General features: G+C 46.3%; 19 protein-coding genes. 3 read left to right on the top strand and 16 right to left on the bottom strand.

The window, feature by feature from the left end:
• Positions 1 to 128: 128 nt before the first annotated feature.
• The 6 genes from Q1A08_RS00860 to Q1A08_RS00835 all read right to left on the bottom strand — a co-directional run bounded on the left by Q1A08_RS00860 (position 129) and on the right by Q1A08_RS00835 (position 7,888).
• Positions 129 to 737: a LysE family translocator gene (locus tag Q1A08_RS00860; protein WP_299768333.1), complete on the bottom strand. Its 609-nt coding sequence runs from the start codon at positions 735 to 737 to the stop codon at positions 129 to 131.
• A gap of 99 nt (positions 738 to 836) precedes the next feature.
• Positions 837 to 2,015 (bottom strand): 2-methylaconitate cis-trans isomerase PrpF, encoded by a 1,179-nt coding sequence (gene prpF, locus Q1A08_RS00855; RefSeq protein WP_299768330.1) that lies wholly within the window; start codon positions 2,013 to 2,015, stop codon positions 837 to 839.
• Positions 2,016 to 2,110: 95 nt separating this feature from the next.
• Positions 2,111 to 4,714, bottom strand: coding sequence for a Fe/S-dependent 2-methylisocitrate dehydratase AcnD (gene acnD / locus Q1A08_RS00850; RefSeq protein WP_299768327.1), 2,604 nt, complete (start codon positions 4,712 to 4,714; stop codon positions 2,111 to 2,113).
• 129 nt (positions 4,715 to 4,843) lie between these two features.
• Positions 4,844 to 5,965, bottom strand: a complete 1,122-nt coding sequence (prpC, locus tag Q1A08_RS00845) for a 2-methylcitrate synthase (RefSeq protein ID WP_299768324.1) — start codon at positions 5,963 to 5,965, stop codon at positions 4,844 to 4,846.
• 336 nt (positions 5,966 to 6,301) lie between these two features.
• Positions 6,302 to 7,192, bottom strand: a complete 891-nt coding sequence (gene prpB, locus Q1A08_RS00840) for a methylisocitrate lyase (protein ID WP_299768321.1) — start codon at positions 7,190 to 7,192, stop codon at positions 6,302 to 6,304.
• Between the two features lie 12 nt (positions 7,193 to 7,204).
• The gene (locus Q1A08_RS00835) at positions 7,205 to 7,888 is read right to left on the bottom strand and encodes a GntR family transcriptional regulator (RefSeq protein ID WP_299768318.1); all 684 of its coding nucleotides are present in this window, start codon (positions 7,886 to 7,888) and stop codon (positions 7,205 to 7,207) included.
• Positions 7,889 to 8,226: 338 nt separating this feature from the next.
• Here Q1A08_RS00835 and Q1A08_RS00830 point away from each other — a divergent pair, with 338 nt between their 5' ends.
• Positions 8,227 to 8,757, top strand: a complete 531-nt coding sequence (locus tag Q1A08_RS00830) for a DUF2062 domain-containing protein (RefSeq protein WP_299768315.1) — start codon at positions 8,227 to 8,229, stop codon at positions 8,755 to 8,757.
• 63 nt (positions 8,758 to 8,820) lie between these two features.
• On the opposite strand, the gene Q1A08_RS00825 is transcribed toward Q1A08_RS00830, so the two are convergent.
• Genes Q1A08_RS00825 through Q1A08_RS00815 form a run of 3 tightly spaced genes read right to left on the bottom strand, consistent with a single transcriptional unit; the run spans position 8,821 to position 12,029 of the window.
• The gene (locus Q1A08_RS00825; RefSeq protein WP_299768312.1) at positions 8,821 to 10,068 is read right to left on the bottom strand and encodes a lipoprotein-releasing ABC transporter permease subunit; all 1,248 of its coding nucleotides are present in this window, start codon (positions 10,066 to 10,068) and stop codon (positions 8,821 to 8,823) included.
• On the bottom strand, positions 10,065 to 10,751 hold the full coding sequence (lolD, locus tag Q1A08_RS00820; RefSeq protein WP_299768309.1) for a lipoprotein-releasing ABC transporter ATP-binding protein LolD: 687 nt from the start codon (positions 10,749 to 10,751) through the stop codon (positions 10,065 to 10,067). The genes Q1A08_RS00825 and lolD overlap by 4 nt, the downstream gene beginning before the upstream one ends.
• 39 nt (positions 10,752 to 10,790) lie before the next feature.
• The gene (locus tag Q1A08_RS00815) at positions 10,791 to 12,029 is read right to left on the bottom strand and encodes a lipoprotein-releasing ABC transporter permease subunit (protein WP_299768307.1); all 1,239 of its coding nucleotides are present in this window, start codon (positions 12,027 to 12,029) and stop codon (positions 10,791 to 10,793) included.
• Between the two features lie 225 nt (positions 12,030 to 12,254).
• Here Q1A08_RS00815 and Q1A08_RS00810 point away from each other — a divergent pair, with 225 nt between their 5' ends.
• Together Q1A08_RS00810 and Q1A08_RS00805 are read left to right on the top strand one after the other, a co-directional pair.
• Positions 12,255 to 12,863 carry a PilZ domain-containing protein gene (locus tag Q1A08_RS00810; RefSeq protein ID WP_299768304.1) on the top strand — a complete coding sequence of 203 codons (609 nt, stop codon included), beginning with the start codon at positions 12,255 to 12,257 and terminating at the stop codon, positions 12,861 to 12,863.
• A 170-nt stretch (positions 12,864 to 13,033) separates the two neighbouring features.
• Positions 13,034 to 13,375 carry a hypothetical protein gene (locus Q1A08_RS00805; RefSeq protein WP_299768302.1) on the top strand — a complete coding sequence of 114 codons (342 nt, stop codon included), beginning with the start codon at positions 13,034 to 13,036 and terminating at the stop codon, positions 13,373 to 13,375.
• On the opposite strand, the gene Q1A08_RS00800 is transcribed toward Q1A08_RS00805, so the two are convergent.
• The 7 genes from Q1A08_RS00800 to lipA all read right to left on the bottom strand — a co-directional run bounded on the left by Q1A08_RS00800 (position 13,372) and on the right by lipA (position 23,198).
• On the bottom strand, positions 13,372 to 14,334 hold the full coding sequence (locus tag Q1A08_RS00800; protein ID WP_299768299.1) for a helix-turn-helix domain-containing protein: 963 nt from the start codon (positions 14,332 to 14,334) through the stop codon (positions 13,372 to 13,374). The two genes, Q1A08_RS00805 and Q1A08_RS00800, sit on opposite strands and share 4 nt — an antisense overlap.
• Positions 14,335 to 14,376: 42 nt before the next feature.
• Positions 14,377 to 15,369, bottom strand: coding sequence for a phenylacetaldoxime dehydratase family protein (locus Q1A08_RS00795; protein ID WP_299768296.1), 993 nt, complete (start codon positions 15,367 to 15,369; stop codon positions 14,377 to 14,379).
• A gap of 78 nt (positions 15,370 to 15,447) precedes the next feature.
• On the bottom strand, positions 15,448 to 16,440 hold the full coding sequence (locus Q1A08_RS00790) for a carbon-nitrogen hydrolase family protein (RefSeq protein WP_299768294.1): 993 nt from the start codon (positions 16,438 to 16,440) through the stop codon (positions 15,448 to 15,450).
• A gap of 37 nt (positions 16,441 to 16,477) precedes the next feature.
• Complete coding sequence (locus Q1A08_RS00785) at positions 16,478 to 18,829, bottom strand: TonB-dependent receptor (RefSeq protein ID WP_299768291.1); 2,352 nt, start codon at positions 18,827 to 18,829, stop codon at positions 16,478 to 16,480.
• A 320-nt stretch (positions 18,830 to 19,149) separates the two neighbouring features.
• The gene (locus Q1A08_RS00780; RefSeq protein ID WP_299768288.1) at positions 19,150 to 20,343 is read right to left on the bottom strand and encodes a porin; all 1,194 of its coding nucleotides are present in this window, start codon (positions 20,341 to 20,343) and stop codon (positions 19,150 to 19,152) included.
• A gap of 116 nt (positions 20,344 to 20,459) precedes the next feature.
• A complete protein-coding gene (locus Q1A08_RS00775) occupies positions 20,460 to 21,833 on the bottom strand; it encodes a sodium:alanine symporter family protein (RefSeq protein WP_299768285.1) in 1,374 nt (457 codons plus the stop codon).
• Between the two features lie 375 nt (positions 21,834 to 22,208).
• Positions 22,209 to 23,198, bottom strand: coding sequence for a lipoyl synthase (gene lipA, locus Q1A08_RS00770; RefSeq protein ID WP_299769894.1), 990 nt, complete (start codon positions 23,196 to 23,198; stop codon positions 22,209 to 22,211).
• Positions 23,199 to 23,218 lie beyond the last annotated feature (20 nt).

Here is a 23,218-nt window from a genome sequence, read left to right as displayed (position 1 = left end):
GCTTAACTATAGAGCCCTGTGAGCTTTCTTAGTTCGCATTGGCTTTCCTTCACTCTTTAATAAAAATCATTCACTAAAACCAAAAACCAAACTCATCAACCTTATAGATTGACTCTTGATTTTAAAATCTAAGATACCGCGCTTTTGCTGGCAGCAAATGCGACGGCAATCACCATGAGCAGAGCAAAAGCAATCCGCAGGTAACGGCCTTGCTTGGGAGTAGAAAATGCCGAGCGCAATAATCGCCCTGCGATTAACCAGATACCATCTACCGCAGCAGCCACCATAAAACAGCAGGCGGCGGTTTTTAATAAAGCATGCAAACTATCCTCACCTGGCAACATAAAGCTTGAAAACAAGGCCACAAACGCAGCATATGCCTTTGGGTTAATAAGATTGAAAACAAAGCCTTGCCAGAACCCAGGCTCCATCAAAGTGTCTGCATTACTCGGATTTATCGGTGCTGTAGCGATTTTATAGGCCACCCAAACAATGTACAAAGCTGCAAGAACTTGCATAGTGCTGAGCAAGTACGGATGAATACTAATTAGCCCATTTAAAATAAAAGCCGCAAATAGCATCACCCATATTAAACCCGCCAATATACCAGCAAGAAACTTTAAGCCTTGCTGTAATGGATAAGCCGCTCCAACGGCAGCTAAGGCCATAGGTGCTGGGCCGGGTGAGCCTAAGAGTAAAGCTGTGGCAGTGATAAGTGTAATAATGGCTTCTAGCATAGACAGAGAGTGTAAAAATTATTAACAGGCGCCCAAATAAGGAAACCCCACATTAAAAATCCCGCTTTAGAGCGGGATTTGCTTGGCAATAACTCTTTCTTAGAAGGTATCGGCCGGTATACGCACCCAACCTTCCATCAAGACTCGAGCACTGCGGCTCATAATAGCTTTGGTTGCTGTCCAGTCATTGCCATCTAGTTTTGCTTCAGCGCCGACACGCAAAGTGCCTGAGGGATGACCAAAACGAACCGCATTGCGCTCACCACCACCGGCCGCTTCATTGACCAAGGTGCCAGGAATAGCTGCTGCTGTACCAATCGCTACTGCCGCAGTGCCCATCATGGCATGGTGCAACTTACCCATCGATAAGGCGCGAACACATAAATCGATATCCGCAGCATTAACTTCTTTACCGCTTGATGAGGTATAGCTCGTAGTAGGTGCGACAAAGGCTATTTTAGGAGTGTGCTGGCGAGCCGCAGCTTCACTCACATCACCAATCAAACCCATTGCAATGGCGCCATGGGCGCGAATGGTTTCAAACTTGTCTAGCGCAACAGCATCACCATTAATGGCTTCTTGTAACTCAGTACCGGTATAGCCAATCGCATCAGCATTGACAAAAATGGTAGGAATACCGGCGTTAATCATGGTGGCTTTCAGCGTGCCAACGCCAGGGACTACTAGATCATCAACGAGATTGCCCGTTGGGAACATAGAACCTTCGCCATCGGCTGGGTCCATAAATTCGATTTCAACTTCCGCCGCTGGAAAAGTCACGCCATCCAATTCAAAGTCACCAATCTCTTGCACTTCGCCATTGCAAATAGGCACATGGGCAACAATAGTTTTTCGAATATTGACCTGCCAAATGCGAACCGTGCAGATACCGTTTTCAGGTACACGCTCAGCACCAACAATACCTTTGGAAATCGCAAATGCACCGACAGCTGCAGTTAAATTACCGCAGTTGCCGCTCCAATCCACAAAGGGTTTATCGATCGACACTTGGCCAAACAGATAATCAACATCATGCTCTGGCTGGCTGCTTTTATCTAAAATAACGGTTTTAGATGTACTTGAGGTGGCCCCACCCATGCCATCAATTTGCTTGGCATAAGGGTCAGGGCTACCAATAATACGCAGCAACATAGCATCACGCGCAGCGCCCGGCTGCTGACAAGCCTCCGGCAATTCATCACGTTTAAAAAATACACCCTTACTGGTACCGCCACGAATATAAGTGGCTGGTATTTTCATTTGCGGAGCAAAAGCCATAATAAATTCCAAAAGATAGAATGTAAGACGTGAGATGTAAGAGGTAGAGACGTGAGACGGCTCACGTCTAACATCTCACATCTAACGTCTACCCTTTAGGCATTTCCTTCTAGGAAATCCTTAGCGAAACGCTGTAGAACGCCACCGGCTGAGTAGACATGGACTTCAGCGGCGGTATCTAATCGACAGGTTACTGGCACTTCGACTGACTCACCATTAGCACGGTTAATGACCAAAGTTAGGTCAGCGCGTGGAGCTGGAGAACCGATAACATCAAAGGTTTCAGTACCGTCGATACCGTAGGTTTCACGAGTATCACCGGCCTTAAACTCAAGCGGTAATACGCCCATACCAACGAGGTTCGTACGGTGAATACGCTCGAAGCCTTCAGCAACAATCGCTTCAACACCCGCTAGGCGAACACCCTTGGCGGCCCAATCGCGAGAAGAACCCTGACCGTAATCCGCACCGGCTACAATGATCAGATTCTGACCACGATCCATATAGGTTTCAATCGCTTCCCACATACGGGCCTGCTTACCTTCTGGCTCTACACGGGCCAAAGAACCTTGAACCACTTCACCCTGATCGTCACGACACATTTCGTTTAACAATTTCGGGTTAGCGAAGGTTGCACGCTGGGCCGTTAGGTGATCACCACGGTGAGTGGCGTAGGAGTTAAAGTCTTCCTCAGGCAGGCCCATTTTGGCTAGGTATTCACCGGCCGCACTGCTGGCTAAAATCGCATTAGAAGGTGATAAGTGATCGGTAGTGATGTTATCGCCAAGTACCGCAAGAGGACGCATACCTTTTAGCGTACGCTCGCCGGCCAATGCACCTTCCCAATAAGGTGGACGACGGATATAAGTACTTTGTGGACGCCAGTCATACAACGGTGACTCAGCTTCTTCCACCGCGCCCAAGTCAAACATTGGGATATATACCTGCTTAAACTGTTCAGGCTTAACATGCTCGTTTACAATCGCATCGATCTCTTCATCGGATGGCCAAATATCTTTCAGGGTAATGTCCTTACCCTCAGCATCTTGACCTAAGACATCCTGCTCGATATCAAAGCGAACGGTACCCGCAATCGCGTAAGCCACAACTAATGGAGGTGAGGCCAAGAAAGCTTGCTTCGCATAGGGGTGAATACGACCATCGAAATTACGGTTACCAGAAAGTACCGCCGTGGAATACAAGTCGCGATCAATCACTTCTTGCTGAATAACTGGGTCGAGTGCACCTGACATACCATTACAGGTTGTACAGGCATAAGCCACAATACCAAAGCCTAGTTTTTCCAGCTCAGGTAATAGACCTGCCTCTTCCAAATACAAGCGCGCTACTTTTGAGCCTGGAGCAAAAGATGATTTCACCCAAGGCTTACGAATTAAACCTAACTCATTTGCTTTGCGCGCTAACAAACCCGCCGCCACAACATTGCGCGGGTTGGAAGTATTAGTGCAACTGGTGATCGCCGCAATAATAACCGCGCCATCTGGCATTTTGCCGTCCGCTTCTTCAGCTTTGGCTTTATCCAAGTCAACAGCAATACCACGCTCAGCCAAGGCCGAGGTTGGTAGGCGACGGTGTGGGTTGGACGGGCCGGCCATATTGCGGCCTACCGAAGACAGATCGAATTCCAATACGCGTTCGTATTGAGCTTCCACCATTTGATCCGCCCACAGGCCGGTTTCTTTAGCGTAAGCTTCTACCAATGCCACCTGCTCTGGCTCACGGCCGGTTAGCTTTAAGTAATCGATGGTTTGCTCATCGATATAGAACATGCCTGCTGAAGCGCCGTATTCTGGCGTCATATTGGAGATGGTCGCACGGTCACCAATGGTAAGATCCGCGGCTCCATCGCCAAAGAATTCTAGATAGGCAGAAACGACTCTCTCTTGACGTAGGAATTCGGTAATCGCCAATACAATATCGGTGGCGGTAATACCTGGCTTGCGCTTACCGGTCAGCTTTACGCCTACAATATCAGGTACTCGCATCATCGATGGACGACCTAACATAACGGTTTCCGCCTCTAAACCGCCCACACCAATGGCGATCACACCCAAGGCATCTACGTGTGGCGTGTGAGAATCGGTACCGACACAAGTATCTGGATAAGCAACACCATCACGGTTTTGAATAACCGGTGACATTTTTTCCAAATTGATTTGGTGCATGATGCCGTTACCGGCAGGAATCACATCAACATTTTTAAATGCGGTTTTTGTCCACTCAATAAAGTGAAAGCGATCTTCATTGCGACGATCTTCAATGGCACGGTTTTTCTCAAAAGCATCAGGATCGAAACCTGGAGCTTCTACCGCCAATGAGTGATCCACAATCAATTGTGTAGGAACAACCGGGTTAACCTTTGAAGGGTCACCACCCTGCTCGGCAATAGCATCACGCAAGCCAGCCAAGTCCACCAAGGCTGTTTGACCTAAAATATCGTGACAAACCACACGCGCCGGATACCAAGGGAAATCCAGATCGCGGCGACAATTTATAATTTGAGTTAGGCAATCGTTCAAGGTCTCTGGCTCACAGCGGCGTACCAACTGCTCAGCTAAGACCTTTGAAGTGTAATTTAATTTATCGTAAGAACCAGGCTTAATCGCCTCTACAGCAGCACGGGTATCGAAAAAGTCGATATTGTGGCCCGGTAGAGATTTACGGAATTCAGTGTTCATGTAACACCTTTTTAAAAATTTCTAGACGTTTCACCGGTCCTTAAGCACACGGATAAAACGGTAAATACAAGAAAGCCCAGTGACTGCAAGAAGCCAGCAGCCACCGGGTAAAACTTTTATCGCTTAAAATTAACGCTCGGCGATTGGAGTAACTTCACGTAGCTCTTCACCGGTGTATTCAGCCGAAGGACGAATAATACGGTTATCCGCACGCTGTTCCATTACATGTGCCGCCCAACCGGTTACACGAGATACCACAAAGATTGGGGTAAATAGTTTGGTTGGGATATCCATAAAGTGATAAGCTGATGCGTGGAAGAAGTCAGCATTACAGAACAATTTCTTCTCGCGCCACATGACTTCTTCACATCGTACTGATACTGGGTAAAGTACGTCGTCGCCTACATCAGCGGCCAATTTCTCAGACCACTCTTTAATGATGGCATTACGTGGATCAGACTCGGAGTAAATCGCATGGCCAAAGCCCATGATCTTTTCTTTGCGCTCTAGCATACCCATCATTTCGCGCTCGGCTTCGTCCGCAGACTTCCAATTTTCAATCATTTCCATGGCAGCTTCGTTAGCACCACCGTGTAGTGGGCCACGTAGTGAACCAATAGCGCCAGTCACACAGCTGTGCATATCAGACAAGGTAGAAGCACATACGCGAGCAGTAAAGGTTGAAGCATTGAACTCGTGCTCGGCGTATAGAATCAAAGAAACGTTCATTACGCGCTCATGCAACTCGTTTGGCTTTTCGCCACGTAGCATGTGTAGGAAATGTGCACCAATGGTGTCGTCATCGGTTTCAGTTTCGATTTGTACACCATCGTGGCTGAAACGATACCAGTAACAGATCATTGAGCTTAGCGTTGCCAAGATACGATCAGCTTGATCGCCTTGCTCGTCGAAGCTCATTTCAGTTTCGAGGTTGCCCAACATGGAAACGCCGGTGCGCATTACGTCCATTGGGTGGGCTTCTTTAGGAATATTTTCCAATACGGTTTTTAGCTCTGCTGGTAAGCCACGCAAGCCTTTTAATTTGGTTTTGTAGGCGTCTAGCTCGGCCTGTGTTGGCAGGTGGCCTTTTAGGATTAGGTGAGCGACTTCTTCGAACTCACATTTTGCTGCTAGGTCTTTTACGTCGTAGCCGCGGTAAGTTAGGCCTGAACCGGATTTACCTACGGTTGATAATGCTGTTTTACCTGCTACTTGACCACGTAGGCCGGCACCGCTTAGTACTTTAGCCATTATATTTCTCCCAGACTTTTATCTTTCAAATCGCTTACTGTTGATTTAGGTTTTGATCAAATACTTTCTTTGATCCTTCGTATTTTTCGAATTTCGCTTGGGCACATTTAACACTAACAATAAGTGCCATTAGCCCGGCAGAAATCAGAGTAACGCTTCCTTCGCGAGCGGCGACCTTCCAGGCTACCCTCACTCACAAAAAAGCCTCGCAAAAAGACGCGAGTCTTTTTTATTCTCTCGGCGCTCGCTCTAAATTGCTCAGTAAGCGCCACTCTAATTTCTACCTCTGTATCTTGTACGCCTTACGTCTCACATCTAACGTCTAACTTCTAACGCTTACTTATTTTTACCTTCCGCGAAAAGAGCATCTAGCTTTTGCTCGTAATCGTGGTAACCAAGATAATCGTAAAGCTCCATGCGGGTTTGCATGGTGTCGATAACATTGCGCTGATGGCCATCTTCTAAGATCGCACGATATACATTTTCAGCGGCTTTGTTCATAGCGCGGAAAGCTGATAGTGGGTACAGCACAATGCCTGCGCCCCACTCGCCCAGTTCCTCACGGCTCCACAATTCGGTTTGACCAAACTCGGTGATATTAGCCAGGATAGGTACATCTAATGCTTCAGAGAAGGCGCGGTAGTGTTCTTCGGTTTTAACCGCTTCCGCAAAAATGCCATCGGCACCGGCCGCAACATAAGCCTTGGCACGCTCTAGGGCTGCCTCCAAACCTTCTTGGGCAAATGCATCGGTTCTTGCCATGATAAAGAAGTCTTTATCAGTACGGGCATCAACAGCGGCCTTGATTCGATCAACCATTTCCTCGGTGGAAACGATTTCTTTATTCGGGCGGTGGCCACAGCGCTTTTGAGCAACCTGATCTTCAATGTGCACTGCGGCTGCGCCGGCTTTTTCCATATCGCGAATGGTTTTGGCGATATTAAATGCACCACCCCAACCGGTATCGATATCCACCAATAAAGGCAGGTCACAAGCTGAAGTAATGCGAGACACATCGGCAACAACATCATTTAAAGAGGTCATACCTAAATCTGGAAGGCCGTATGAAGCGTTAGCCACACCACCGCCTGAAAGATAAATAGCTTGGTGACCATTTTGCTTGGCCATCATTGCAGTGTAGGCATTGATGGTACCAACAACCTGTAGCGGCTTATTGTCGGCAAGGGCTTTGCGGAATTTGGCTCCCGGTGAGAGTCGTTCGCTCATAATTGGCTCCTTTTAGGTACTAACTTGTGCTTCGGCTTCTTGTAGAAGGCGAGCTTGAATATTGTTACGCGACGCTCGGATATGGCGACGCATTAAGAATTCGGCCAGTTCACCATCGCGATCTTCGATGGCATCGATAATCTGGGTATGTTCACGAAAGGCTCGGTGGGCGCGTGGGCTAGACATGCCATATTGGTAGCGATACATGCGTACTAAGTGATAGAGATCGTCACAGAGAAGACCAATCAACTTCTGGTTTCTACAGCACTGGACAATACGGTAGTGAAAATCCAGATCACCCTCTTTTTGATAATAGGACTGCCCCTTTTGTAAGGCATCCATGGTCATGTGCTGCTCCAATAAGCGACGCAACTCGGCGAGATCTTCGTCACTGCGATGCTCGGCTGCCAAGCGGCAGGCCATACCTTCAAGTGGCTCTCTAACTTCAGAGATCTCTATCATGTCTTGAGCGGATAGAGTGACGACCCTAGCGCCTACATTGGGCTTACGTATTAATAAGCCACAGGCTTCAAGTCGAGCAATAGCTTCACGCAGAGGTCCACGTGAAATACCTAGGGATTTGGCGAGTTCGGGCTCTGAGATTTTACTGCCGGCGGGAATGCTGCCTTCTACAATAGCGGTCACGAGATCCTGAAAGACCTTATCCGCGATGGTTCTAAGTGGAATAGATTCCAAGGGCGCACCATTTGATCACTTTGCAGACAATTGAAGCATTTCGCACACAGTTAAGCCTGTTACTGAGCTCCAACCCCAAGATTGTTGACAATCTTTAATGGAAAAGCAGTTTATTGGCCAAAATAGCCCCTGTCAAGGCGAGGAAGGCTCTACTTTTGTCGACAATATGCCAGAAAGCTATAAAAACGCTCTTCATAAAAGCAAATCAAGAGCAATGGAAATCAACTTTTACGCAGATAGCGGTATTTCAGTCTAGTGGTTGTCACAATTACAAGGCATAATTCTGGCTCTACAACCGTTAAACCACATCAAGCCAATTAACAGGGCCGCTAGACCGAATGCCAAAGAAGTTGTTAAAGCGCTGGATCCCCGATCCGGAGAAGATCAAGCGCCAACCCGGTCTGCACCTACTCGGCTCCTTGCTGGACGACCCTAATTTATTTCACTTAAATCGCCACTCGGTATCTGTCGCATTCTTTGTGGGCTTATTCTGCACCTTTGTGCCTCTCCCCGGCCAAATGGTGATGGCTGCCCTTATGGCATTTGTCTTGCGCAGCAACCTGCCTATTTCTGTAGGCTTAGTTTGGATTAGCAACCCAATTACAATCCCACCCATATTTTATGCCTGCTATCGTTTGGGCGCCTGGATGCTTCAAACACCGGAGCTAGAATTTAGCATCGAGTTATCTTGGGCCTGGATGCAACATGAGTTTCCAAAACTGTGGGTACCACTGCTTACGGGCTCTTTATTTTGTGCAATTTTGTTTGGCTGCCTTGGCTATCTGTTTATACAAGGATTTTGGCGCTGGCATGTGGTTAGTAACTGGGAAAAACGGAAAGAAGCAAGAAGAAAAAAAGCCACTAAATAAACTTAGCGGCCTCTACTCTTTCTCGTTAACAATTCTTTCTTCTAATCTACTCTTTCTGATTGGCTATTCGTAGCGCAATACCTGCGCAGGCCCAATATTCGCTGCTCGCCAAGCTGGGTAAAGCGAAGCCAATAAGCTCATCAATAAGGTACTTAGTGCTATCGTCAGAACATCTTCTAAACGCAAATCCGACGGCACATAACTGATGGGGTAAACATCCGATTGCAGAAACTGAAAGCCTAATAAGCTCTCTAAGCCCGCAACCATTTGAGGCAGCAATGTTGCCAACAAAGCGCCTAAGGCAGCACCGACCCCTGCTCCGATAAAACCAATAACCGCCCCTTGAATAACAAATATCGTCATAATTCCCGCCGTGCTTGCGCCCATAGTGCGCAAGATGGCGATACTGCCCTGCTTTTCGATAACTACCATTACCAAGGTTGAAATCACATTGAACGCCGCAATGGCGATGATTAACAGCAGAATAAGGCTCACCAATCGCTTGGACATCTTTACGCCGTGATACAGATTGCCCTTGCTGTGGGTCCAGTCTGAAACATAGTAGCTGTAACCAAGCTCCTGACTTAAAAATAGACGCAGCTGTGGCGCCAAATCTAAATCACTTAAGGATAAACGCAGCCCGGTAATCTTATCTCGATGCGGTGATAAATTTGCAGCCTGCGCTAAGCCAGCTAGTATTAAGTGCTGATCCAACTCGGTACCTGTATGGACGATATCCAGCACCTTCAAGACTTCGATTTTTGCGCTTTTTCCACGTCGCTCAGCAGGGATCACTAAACGAAAGCTCTGCTGGACTTTTAGCTCAAGCTTTTTGGCCAAGGCCGAGCCAATAATCACTTGTGGAATCTGTGACTCTTGGGATAAAGCCATTAATTTGGCCTCATCGATGAACTCGCCAATAACAGAAACTTTTAGCTCTCTTTCTGGTTCTACACCATAGAGCACGACAGGCATGGTTTTACCTTTGCGATTCGCCAAGCCTTGCATTTCTACAAAGGGCGCTACCGCTGTCACCTCTGGCTTATCTTTTAACTGCCTTGCCAAGCCTTGCCAATCTTCAATACCGCCACGTTGATACACGGACACCTGAGGCACCAAACCTAAAATACGTTGGCGCAACTCAGCCTCGAAACCATTCATCAAAGACAAGACGACAATTAATACCGCCACGCCCAAAATCATCGCGGCCATCGAAAGCCGAGAGATAAAGCTCACCAAGACTGAGCCCGCGCCTTTGCGCTGACTGCCACTGTAGCGCAAGCCTATCAGTGGTGCGTATTGGCGAATCATAGACTTTCAACCTGCTGCAGTTTTCTTTTTGACAGTTTCAATACTCGATCCATTCGCATGGCCAAAGCTTGATCATGGGTCACCAGTATAAAGCTAATGCCCAACTGCTGATTTAAATCACTGATCAAAGATTCAATCTCGGCTGCAGTTTCCGCATCCAAATTACCGGTAGGCTCATCCATCAACACGCAATCAGGTTTATTCACTAATGCGCGGGCGATAGCTACGCGCTGACGCTCACCGCCAGATAATGCACTAGGGCGATGACTTAGGCGCTCGGCTAAACCTACCTTAGCCAGCATTTGCGCCGCGGCATCTTTGGCAGCAGCAAAACTCTGGCCGCCTATCATCAATGGCATGGCGACATTTTCAAGGGCGTTAAACTCTGGCAATAAATGATGAAACTGATAAACAAAACCCATATGACGGTTGCGCATTTGACCGCGCTCATTGGGGCTCAATGAAGAAAACTCTTGATCGCTCAAAGTCACTGAACCTGAACTTGGCTGATCCAAGCCCCCCAAAAGATTTAACAAGGTGGATTTGCCTGATCCAGAGGCCCCAACAATTGCGACTCTCTCCGCACTCTGCAAGCTGAAATCAATACCCTCTAAAACATGAACGGGCTCGGGCCCTTCATCATAGGACTTGCTTAAATTAACGCATTCCAAAACAGCGCTCATAATCTCTTTTCCATGTATCCAATAAGGGTCTTTAAGGTTTTACTCATAGCGCAAGGCTTCGGCGGGCTCAATTCGACTGGCGCGGTAGGCCGGGTACAAGGTAGCCAACAAGGTAATTACAAAGGCAATTACACTGACAATCAAAACGTCTTGGAAGCGAACCTCTGAGGGAAGTTCAGCAATAAAATAGATATCGGGGTCAAACAATTGCTGGCCACTTAAGGACTCAATATATTGACTCAAATCTCCGATCCAATAAGCCAGCGGCAAGCCCAGCAGCAAGCCCAATAGAATTCCCAAACCACCCAAAGCCATGCCTTGAGTGACAAACACCGCCATCACCTGGCGCTGACTCATTCCCATTGTTCGTAAAACCGCTATATCGCTGCGCTTATCAGCCACCATCAACACCAAAGAGGTGATTACATTAAAAGCCGCCACGGCGACAATTAAAAACAACATGATGGCTATCATAATCTTCTCCATCTTCATCGCTTGGAAAAGACTGCCTTGGGTTTGCGCCCAACTTTTAGTGACTGTGTTTAGAGGGCTGGCCGCTTGAATAGCCTTTAAACCTGCTTCGGCTTGGTAAATATCATTAAAGGCAACACGCACACCGTGGACTTTATTACCCAATTTGAAGAGCTTTTTACCATCCTGCAAATGAATCATGGCTAGGGACTGATCAACTTGCGCCCCTACTTTGAAGACCGCTACCACGGTAAAACGTTTACTGCGAGGAAAAGCACCGGCCGGAGTGATGCTGACCTCCGGGAGCGTTAGAGTGATCTTATCGCCAATATTGGCTCTAAGCCTTTGTGCCAGTATTCGGCCAATCACAATGCCGTACTCCCCTGCTTGGAGTTCGGCCATGTCCCCAGCGATGATATGCTGATCAATAATGGAAACTTCCCTTTCAAGGTCTGGGTCAACTGCCACTAAGGCACTGTCCATATTTAGACCGCGATGTGACAGTAAAGCAAAGCCTTCAATATAAGGGGCGGCACCGGTCACATCTGACTGCTGTTTAGCAATCTTTGCGAGTGATTGCCAATCCTCGGTGTAAGGCTCAGTGGCAATAAAACCATGGGGAATCACCGCCAATAAACGCTGCTTAAGCTCCTTATCGAAGCCGTTCATAACCGATAAGACGATAACCAAGGCCATTACACCCAGCATCATTCCGATAAATGAGAAGCCGCTAACAAAAGAAAGGAACTGATGACTGCTTTTAGCCCGGGTATACCGAAGCCCTATAAATCGCGCTAGATTTGACATAGCTTTATTAAAACGAATTCCTTTATAAATTAATAGCTTATTATAACAGCAGCTAAGATGCTTTCGATATCAAGCAATAACGACAAGGCCATTGATGATATTTTGATCAGCCCATAAAACACATAAAAACCACTGGTCCAGAATAAGAAAAAGATGATTTAAGAGACAGAGCAAAGCATTGATTAGCTGCTAGACTTTCAGCATAAGCCTAAAGATTTAAGCAATATGACTGACTCATCATTACCTGAGCCCAAGAGCACGAAATCCGATACACCGGATCGAGATAGACGATGCCACTACCGAGTGGATGACCAGTTGCATTTCGACTTTAAGCTTGTTGAGCGCAAAACCATGCGTTATCACCCAGCGAGTGAGTTATTTACACAACAGCGTGAGCAGCAACTCCTAGCTGAACTCAGCAAATTAGACGATGAAGGTCAGAATTTGTTGCGAGATATTGCCAAAGAACATCGAGGTGTTGCTATCTATCTGGGCTTGCTTAACCGTAAGACTCAACTAATAAGCCAACATCTGTGTCAAAGCCAAAGTGCTCAACACATGGTGAAACTTAATCTGAGTGAAGGAGGTTTAGCCTTTAACCACGATACCGCACTTAACGTTGGGGACTATATGGCTGTTTCGCTAGGCATTAGCGAGGAAGCATGGCAGCTGTTCCTATATGGCCGAGTGGTTCGTTGTTTAGCCGCTGTACCGAAAGGACATCAAATTGCGATCGCTTTTTGCGATATTGATGATGAGCAACAAAAGCAGCTCACTCGCCGCGTATTCAAGAAGCAAATGCAGAGCCATCGACGTAAGCAAGGCCTAGAGTGAGAGTCACTCGACCTATTAGCCTTGGGTCAAACACTGCGAAGGCTCTTAAAGAGAGCTAGCTACCCTGCACAGCCGCTAGCAAAACACAGCTACAATCTTCCCTCTATATCCCTTATTATATTCCTATAACAAAGCACTTTAGACACACACTTAGGGAAAAGGACTAGATTATGATTGGCAGTTACTTGCTAAACAAAAAAATAAATCGTGCCCTCTTTAATACTTCAGTCATTGCAAGCAGTTTGCTTTTAAGCGCTTCATTCGTTTCCATAGCGCATGCCGAGCAAATCCGAGTACCAATTGGCAGTCAAGGAACCGTGGACTCTGAGCTTCCCAAACGAGGCTTAAATAGCAAACAGTTACTACGTGATTTTGGAGAACCTAATCATGTTACTGGCCCCGTAGGACAACCACCGATAAGTCAGTGGCACTATGCTAGTTTTGTTGTTTACCTTGAGGGTGATTACGTTATCCACTCTGTTCAAAAGCCAAAGTTAAAAACAAACAGCTAAGCTTTCAGCTCACTGGGCGATAGACCAAAGTGTTTTTTAAAACTACGTGAGAAGTGTGCGTAGCTATTAAATCCGCAACTGTAGGCCAATTGTTCTAAGTTTGATACCGAGCCATGTTTATCCAAAAGTAGGGCTTGGGCCTTTTGCAACCTTTTATCTAACACGATTTGATGAAGGCTATGCTCTTGCCCCTCGAATAGTTTTTGTAAGTACCTAAGTGAAATACCTTGGGCATCGGCAATCTTCTGATTATTTAACTCTGGCTCGGATAAATTATTATCGATAAATCGCAGTATCTTCTTTCTTAGAGTGTCTTGCAATTGCTGACTGTCCACTACACTCTTAACCTGAACAGAAGAGCTATAAGCCATAGCAATCATATTCAATAAATTATCACACAATTCATCACACACATCAGGCACAGTATTTAATTCCTGCGCTAAAGAGAGAATAAAGTTAGACAAGACCGCCCCTATGCCCTGCTGCCCATCAATGCACACCGCTGTATAACGCTCTGGCTCCAACAAATGTTGTCGCAAAACATCCTTAGGCATCTGAATAATTAATTGATGAAATGGCTTGTTGAACGATAAGGTATATGGCTCGGTACTATCGTATAAGGCAAAGTTCCCTTGTTTTAAATGTGCTTCACGCCCGCTTTGACGAACAAAGCCTTCTTGGCTTAGCTGAAAGCTAATCAAAAAATCTTCTTCGGTGGATTGAGAGATTAAATACTTATCGCGACGCACCTCTTGGGGGTCAGCCAAAACCTCGGAAAAACGCAGTTTGGAAAGCCCAACACCACCACGAACCGATCCGCTAAATGAGCTTTGCGTATCAATATTGCAGTCGAGCTTAACGTACTCTTGGCATACCGCATCACACCAGAATGCTTCACGCTCCTGACTTGGAACATCATTAGTTGATCGAGTGTATCCCTGCTGCAGAAGAAAGCTCATAGTCACCTCTCAAACCAGCCCACAATTATTATGAAACACCGCTTATTCGTAATGGGCAAAGGGTAATATGCCAGTTTTTGCATGGCATTGTATATACTCAAATTCCCCTGCACTGCCCGAGCACAGCGCCACCTCATGCCAAAGTTGTAGTTGAAGGTTTTCGCCGTAGCGTTCAGCCATGGTCATAAACTTTCCAAATATATCGAGGTGTGTAGGATGATTTTTTGCCCAGTTTTCAAAAACAAAAATATCTTTAGCAAAACCCAGCCCAAATGTCTGCTTAGTCTTTCCCCAGGAATCATCAAGCACGTCCACTAAGCGCATACTGTAACAATCACATTCATCACCTTTATCACGTAGATAATTCATACCTACCTGAAGCACAGGGTGTACATTTTCAAGGTAATCTCTAGCTTGATCTACATCGCAATGGCCCCAATCTTGCCCTGAGCGGATCATGCACAAATTCTCAGGCGCAACAATACGTATAATCGATTGCTCTGAATTCAACACCGCTGCGGGTTTTGTATTGCTGCGCACGTCTTTGAGAGTACAGGACTTAATTCTATCTCGCATTCCACCAGGATAACCGTGCTCTAATATCGGCCCTTCTAAGCTATCGCTGCAACTCGCAATACCGTGAACATCAGGGCTGGATAATAGTGTTTCAAAGTTATCCAAAGGCAGGCATAAAGTCTCGCGCCAAAAGCCGATATTGTTGCCCTGCGCCATTTCGTACCAGGAGACATGAGCATTGGCCCACCAACGCTGATAGTCATCCTCACGCCAGTAACTGATAATCAAAAAATTGCTCTGCGCTACGGTATCTAAAAAGTGGCCCCGTTCCAACAACAGGGGCCTAGGGCACTGAGGATCGTCATTTAACTCAAAGTATTCTTTACACCACGATTCCAACAAATCCGGCTGATCAGCTTGAATAGCAAAATAAGCCACACGTAAATCCTGATGGTCAGCCCACTGGGCTTGCCACGCTGGTGCTGGCGGCTGCCAATTAGGCGGCATATTATTTTTCATATTACGACCTCGATGCATTTTACTTATTGTTATATTGAAATTTATCGCTAGTGGTAATCTACCTTAGGCAATTTGTCATCAACCATCTTCTTCTATTACGACCTCTTCGACTTGAACCGTTTCATTCGCAGCGTCAGCAACAGCAGTCATCGCCTGACGATTTAACAGCAGCCTTGTAACATCAGGTCTGGAATAGTGCCCAACAGGATCAGCAAAGCTCTTTGCGATAGTAATGGCGGATAGATCGATATCGGCCACCAGCAAACCCTCTTCATGATCAGAAAGTGGCGTACATAACGGTCGGCCATCAGGCCCGAATATCTGCGCGGCTCCACCACCTGTTGAGATAAGCTGAGCCTGTTCATCATTTTCAACCAACATATCAATCATCTGTGAAGAAATCACACCGCAGGGCGCTAGCACATAGCACTGCCCTTCTGCGGCATAGACTTGGGACAAGGCATTATTGAGCTCAGCACCCAATGCGAAGGCTTCCGGGTAGCAACTAAAGCTTGGCCATGCGGCAATATGCAACTGTTCGTGCATGCTATACATTGCATACTTACTTAAAGGCTGAAGATGTTCCCAACAACAAAGCTGGCCAACTCTAGCGATACCACAATCAATAACATCAAAATCGCTGCCATCACCCTCACCAAAGACAGTTCGCTCCATATGAGTTGGCTTTAGCTTTCTGCGCGCTTGTAAAATATCACCAGCATCGGATATCAACATTTGTGCAATATACAGGGAGCCATGATCTCTCTCACTAAAGCCCATCGATACCATTATTTTATTATCACGAGCCGCATCACATAAACGCTGGCAGTGTCGATCGCCTAGCTCAATGCAGTTCTCATGGTAGCTCTGAAAATACTTCATATTATGAGCGGTTGCTGACAACCACAGCCACCAAGGATATCCTGGCAACCAACACTCTGGGAACGCTACTATAGCAGCACCTTGACTGGCAGCCTGTTCGATTAAGGCAATAGCCTTATCTACCCCAGCCTCAATATTCATAAACTCAGGTGCAGCTTGTACCGCGGCTGCTTTAAATACGCTTGTCATAATCTACTCCAATTCGTAGCCTTTATTGAATCTATTCTTAAAATCTATAGCGCAGTGTTAAACCGTATTCCCGCGGGCGGTTGAAGTTCCCCTCATGAAACCCTAAACCAAAGTTAGAATCGCCACTTTCTATATAACGCTCGTCCTTTAGATTTTTAGCAAACAACACCAAATCAATTTCATCCCCTAGGCTATAGCGCACAGAGGCATTCCAAAGCTCATTAGCCTGCTCTAAGAGAAAGCGTGAATTCTGAGAATCATTGTGAATTTCATCGGTGTAACGGTAGTCAACTCGAAACGCTAACTCATTGCTTTCGAGCGGTATAAGGTATTCAAAACCGAGATTGAAAGAGTGCTCTGGAGTGTTAACCAACTTAGCATTTTCATCGATAGTAAGAGACAAGCCCTCAATAGGGTTAATCTGATCGTAACTGGCATCGGTGTAGCCATAGGCCATATCCATTTGTAGGTTTTCATACAAAATCGCCGTTACTTCAAATTCTAGACCCTTGATATCCACAACACCGGCATTCGCGGTAACGGGGCCACCTAGACTGTCGAAAAAAGTGACTTGCACATCTTCATAGTCGGACCAATAAGCCGCAGCGTTTACCCTGAGGCGATCATCCCAACCCTGCCATTTAATACCGATTTCATGGCTATCGAGCGTTTCAGGCTCGAAGGTTCGTACCTCATCAACAGCCTCTACATAACGCAATACAAAACCGCCGCTCTTGAAGCCTTGAGAAAAGCTGTAATAAAGCAATGTACCGTCTTCCAGCGTAGCATCCATACCCAATTTATAATTGTTCTGCTCAAAAGTATCTCTGGCCTGCCCGCTGCCATTACCTACCAATGGAGCTAAACCTGCTGTAAAAACTCCATCCTCGTTAACCGCGCCTGGAAAAAATGGATAGCCATTCCCCTGATCATCCGCGCCTATGTATTGAGTGTAACGAAAGAATTTTTCGTCTCGGGTATGTCGAAGGCCCGTTGTGATACTGAAGACATCATTGAGCTGCCAGCTCAGCTGAAGATAAGCAGCCTCAGAAGTATTATCCACATCAGCATAATTATTGATTGTTGCGGGGAAACCGGCACTTAAATCAGGAGTCGGTAAAAAAACATCAACAAATACATTGTCTGTGCCCTGCTCTTCAAAATAATACAACCCACCGACATATTTAATCTTGTCGTCTAGCAAGCTACCGCTAATTTGAAACTCATGACTAGTCTGCTCATGTTGATAATCAGGATTTCGAGTTTCGGTAATGGCGTGGGGCGAATTATCAGGGTCGCGATTAAATTCGCCCTCAGTCTCTCGATCAGCAAAGGTATATTTTAGATCAAAGTTCTCTGCGTGATAATTCGCAATAAAAGCAGCGCCCTGAATTTCAAGCTTGGTGCCCGATTTTCCAGTGGCATAAGTAATATCTTCTGCGCGACGCGGAATGTATTGCGATAGATCGGCTATGCCTGACGGAATATCAGAAAAGTTCGCCAATGCATAACCTACAACTCCGGCCCCTGCGGTAAACCCTAGCAAGGCCGAAGCCGCACTCGATTCATTGATGTCGGTGTAATCTAGGTTTAAAGCGAAATCCCATTGATCATTAAGCTCATAGATAATATTGCCTCTAAAAGACAACTTTTCTTCATCACCTAATTCATCACCAACACTCACTCGCTGAACATAGCCATCGCGTTTTTTACTGGAGAAGGCCCAAGCGCTACGTATTGAATCCCCCATTGGAATATCAAAGGCCGCTTTTACATCCTGACGACTATCATTGCCTAATGTAAGATCTACTTTGCCCTGAAACTCATCGGCCGGCTTTCGGGAAGTAATATTTATTGCACCACCAATGGTATTGCGCCCGAATAGCGTGCCCTGGGGCCCGCGTAAAACTTCAATTCGCTCTACATCTAATACATCAAGCACGCCACCGGCCGAGCGCGACATATAAACGCCGTCAACATAAGTCCCGACTCCCGGGTCTGTAGTTAAACTAAAATCAGTATTACCTATGCCACGAATGTACACGACTGCACCTGAAGACAGGCCACTCACAGGAGATGTAGTATCAAAAACCAGATTCGGGGCAAAGTTAGCCACCTGCGCGATATTATCAATACCTTTGTTTTCGATAGCCATTGAGGTAAATGCCGAGACAGCAATTGGAGTATCTTGCAGACTCTCTTCCGTCTTTTGAGCAGTGACAATAACTTCCTCTAAGCTGCCTTGAGCATTTGCCAGCGGCATAAGCGTCATCAGCACAGCTGACGTTATTGCAGCGCTTAATGGAGCTGCCGTAGTTTTTATTGTAGGGCTCGCCTTCGAATATTGGCTCCCAGCTGGAGTGTATACACCGCCTTCTATTGCATTCATCACTTATCTCCTCGTTATTATGTTTTATAGCTGAAGAGATTAAAGAAATAAGCTGAAATGCTCCATGACAATGCCAGCACGGCGAAATGATATATTACGCACAACAGTAAACGGAGACTTAGCTAGACGGGAAAAAAGCCCGGCCACGAAGAGCCGGGAAAGCGTTGGTAGCCCTCGCAGGAAGGGCTACACGTGCGAGAAGTGGGCTGAAACTACCAGCCCATATCTTACGGGGGAATGGACCAAGCTATTGAAGATCACTTGGCCATACTGCTGCTCTACACTGAAAAACTTATAAATTGCCTCTATGAGGGATTGATCTACAGCGCCAAATCAAAGTCGTAACGCAAGCCTAAGCTAAGGGTGTTACGTTCGTCTCTGTAGTCAAAGTCACGAGTTAACCATTCGGCAAACAATCGTACATCGCTGAACTGTTTCTCAAAGGTTATGTTGTAACCGTCGTGACTGTCAGAATCAGCACCGTTGATATCGTCATCAAAAACAAAAACGCCGGCTTTTAATTTGTAACCGTCGCCAAGTGAGTAAGACCCGACGAGATCAAATGTGTATTGATCCAGCTCCGGAGCTGCTAATTCAGATACGGAAATATCCTGATAAGTAAAGGCCAAGTACAAGTTTTCACTGGCGTTCAAGCTACCGGCAATACCCAACAAATCACGTTCGTAATCATTATCACCTTGCTGCTGTAAAAACGAAGCACCGATATAAGCGTTGCCAAAGTCGTAACTCATGCCAAAGGAGCCTGAATCCACATGACTTGGCCCTGATGCACGCGAGCTATCACCGGAATTTCCTGCGATGGCTGGGTCACCATTAATCTGCACGCCGCTATCTAGGCGGAAACCACCGTTGCTATAGCTGTAGCTTAATAGCTCTGCTGTTCTAAATGGGGCTACGGTATCGTAACCAAATGGGCTAGAACGGTGATTAAAGATATCTGAGCGCTCAGCTACTAGGTTGTAATGAGGGCTCCACTGCTTACCAATCGCTACGCGCCCAAAGTCACCTTCCAAGCCTACAAAAGCCAGGCGTGCATCACCAAAGTTACCATTTGCTTCGATGTCGACATCCCATTCACCGCGGTAGAAAGCGGTCAAACCCGACGAGATCTTCTTACTGCCCTTGATGCCAATACGTGACAGTGCATCAGTAATATCGGTACTGCTACGATCTCCCTCATCACGTAAGGTCAGACGTGGTCGCAAGCTACCATAGATATTTAAACCATAATTTGATGCTTTGGGTTTGTACTCAACTGTTGCTTTTTTAGCAGCCTTGGCGATTTGTTCTACATCTTCAACATTCACCACCACAGATTGCAACTTTGCACTTTGAGCTTTTTGAACCTGGACTTGTTGTTTCAACAAAGACTCCAACTGAGCAATGCGCGCTTCGAGAGCTTCCATCTTTGCATCATCCGCCAAAGCAGAGTTGCTGAAAGCAACTGACAGTAGTGATGACATTAGAACTGTTTTGCTTAGAGTAGTTTTCATGTTTTACCTCTGATATTCCTGTAGTGCGGCTTTTTTTAAGGCCGAAGAGGCCCCTTGCCAGCCCGAAAGCTGGCAATCCGCTTGTCTTTTTTAGTAGTGTTTTTTAAAGGTGAGGCTTAAGCCTCGTTAGCTGCACTGTCGTTATTTTCTTTCTTATTGAAGTACTCGCGTGTCAGCTTAAATACAACGGGGCTTAGTAATAGAAGAGCAATTAAGTTAGGTAGTGCCATTAGGGCATTGAAGGTATCTGCAAGCAGCCAAACAAAGTCTAGGCCAACTACAGTACCTACCGGTACAACCAATACCCATACGAAGCGGAATGGTTTAATAGCGCCTTTGCCAAACAAAAACTCGACACAACGCTCGCCGTAAACACTCCAGCCCAAGATGGTAGTAAATGCAAAGATGGCTAGACTAATAGCAACCATATATTCACCGACACCTGGCAAGCTAGCCTCAAATGCCGCAGCAGTTAATGGTGCACCTTTTACGCCGGTTTGCCATACACCAGTAGATACAATTGCTAGACCGGTTACCGTACAAACGATGATGGTATCGATAAAGGTACCTAGCATCGCTACCATACCCTGCTTCACAGGATCTTTAGTTTTAGCGTGCGCATGAGCGATTGCTGCACTACCAAGGCCCGCTTCGTTAGAGAACACACCTCGTGCAACACCAAAGCGAATTGCAGCGACCATCGCAGCACCTGCGAAGCCACCGGTTGCCGCGTGACCGTTAAAGGCAGAATCGACAATCAAGGCAAAGGCGGCAGGAATTTCAGCGGCGTTTACAAAAAGTACGACAAGACCACAAAGGAAGTATCCGATACCCATAAGTGGTACAAGCTTACCTGCCACTTCACCGACACGCTTAACGCCGCCGAGTACAACAGCACCAACAAGCACAAAGAGAACTAAGCCGGATATCCAGTTTGGAATACCAAAAGCACTGTTCAAGCCATCGGCCACCGAGTTGCTTTGTACCGTGTTACCAATGCCGAAGGCAGCAAAGGCACCAAAGAAAGCGAATGCGCCGGCCAGCCAGGTCCACTTCTCACCTAAGCCGTTACGGATGTAGTACATAGGGCCACCGGAATGATTACCCTCTTCATCCACTTCACGGTATTTAACCGCTAGCACCGCCTCGGAGTATTTTGTCGCCATACCCACTAAAGCGGTAATCCACATCCAGAACAAAGCGCCTGGGCCACCCAATACAACCGCAGTAGCAACACCAGCAATGTTACCAGTACCTACTGTTGCCGAAAGCGAGGTCATAAGCGCATTAAATGGAGAAAGCTCACCGGCGTCCGAACGATCACTACGGCGACCGCCCCATAACAACCTAAAGCCAGTGGGGATTTTACGTATGGGCATAACATTCAAGCCCAAGGTTAAAAAGATGCCCGTCCCGAGCAGGAGCGCCAACATATAGGGCCCCCAAACTACTCCATTAATCGTGCTAACGATATTATTCAGTATTTCCATCGATAATTCCTCATCATCGCTTCGTTATTAATTATTCTGCAATTGATAAACTCAATGCGCAGTCATTCGGAGGAAGCTTGATCCTAGCGCAGAAAGTTTTGGCGTAGAAATTAATAATCAATATGGACACATTTACTTTTTAAATGCGTTAAGCCAAAGGGACTAGGCCGTGAGACTTTCGTGATAAACAGCGAATGAGGAACAAGAAAACTGCACCAATCGGCAGTATGTGAGTAGAAAATTGCGCTTTATAAGCGTATTAAATTGTTCCAAAACTCAAGATTCGCACTTGGCTTTATGTCTTAATGACAAAAAGATCTAAGCCGAAGGAGCGCTGCCCCGGCAGTCGCTCGATAAAAATATTAAATCTTTAACTCAATAATCATTACTTTCAAAAGTAGACCCTAGTTGAAGATCGGCATGATAAGAAGAACGAACCAACGGCCCAGAAGCAACATGCTTGAAACCAATCTTCATGCCGTACTCACGATACTCCGCAAACTCATCTGGGTGTACAAAGCGTTGCACAGGAAGATGATCACGGCTTGGCTGCATATATTGGCCAATCGTCAACATATCCACTTCATGGGCTCGCATATCCTCCATGACACTAAAGATTTCTTGCTTTTCTTCACCCAGACCAACCATCAAACCCGATTTAGTCAAGACATCAGGCTTGGCGGTTTTAAAACGCTTTAATAAATCGAGAGACCACTGATAATTTGCGCCCGGCCTAGACTGTCGATACAAACGAGGTACAGTTTCAAGATTATGATTAAAGACATCGGGTGGTGATAACAATAGCTTCTCTAAGGCAACTTCCATACGGCCGCGAAAATCTGGTGTAAGAATCTCCACTTGAATCCCTGGCACAGCCGCTCGGATTTCCTCAATGCATAACTTAAAGTGTTCTGCTCCACCATCTCGCAAATCATCACGATCTACTGAAGTGATAACCACATAGCGGAGCTTTAATTCTGCAACCGCTGAGGCCAGTTGTTTAGGTTCATCGGCATCCAAAGCTTTAGGCTTACCATGGCCAACATCACAAAAGGGACATCGGCGTGTGCATATCTCTCCCATAATCATGAAAGTTGCTGTCCCTTTTGAAAAACACTCACCTAAATTTGGACAGGAGGCTTCTTCACATACGCTCGATAAGCTACTTTTTCGCAACAATTTTTTTATTCGAGACACTTCAGCAGACACTGGCAATTTGCTTCGCAGCCACGCTGGCTTTCGCGGAATTTCAGTAGTAGGTATTACCTTTACGGGAATTCGTTCTAGCTTTGCAGCATCGCGATGTTTTTCACCCGCTTTATGTCTTTCACTTCGCTTAACCGGTATTACAGATTCAGATTTCATCATCGTTAACCTCAAAAAAA

Origin of the sequence: uncultured Pseudoteredinibacter sp., assembly GCF_947500695.1 — a bacterium.
Taxonomy (GTDB): domain Bacteria; phylum Pseudomonadota; class Gammaproteobacteria; order Pseudomonadales; family Cellvibrionaceae; genus Pseudoteredinibacter.
This window is presented reverse-complemented; position numbering and strand designations above follow the sequence as displayed.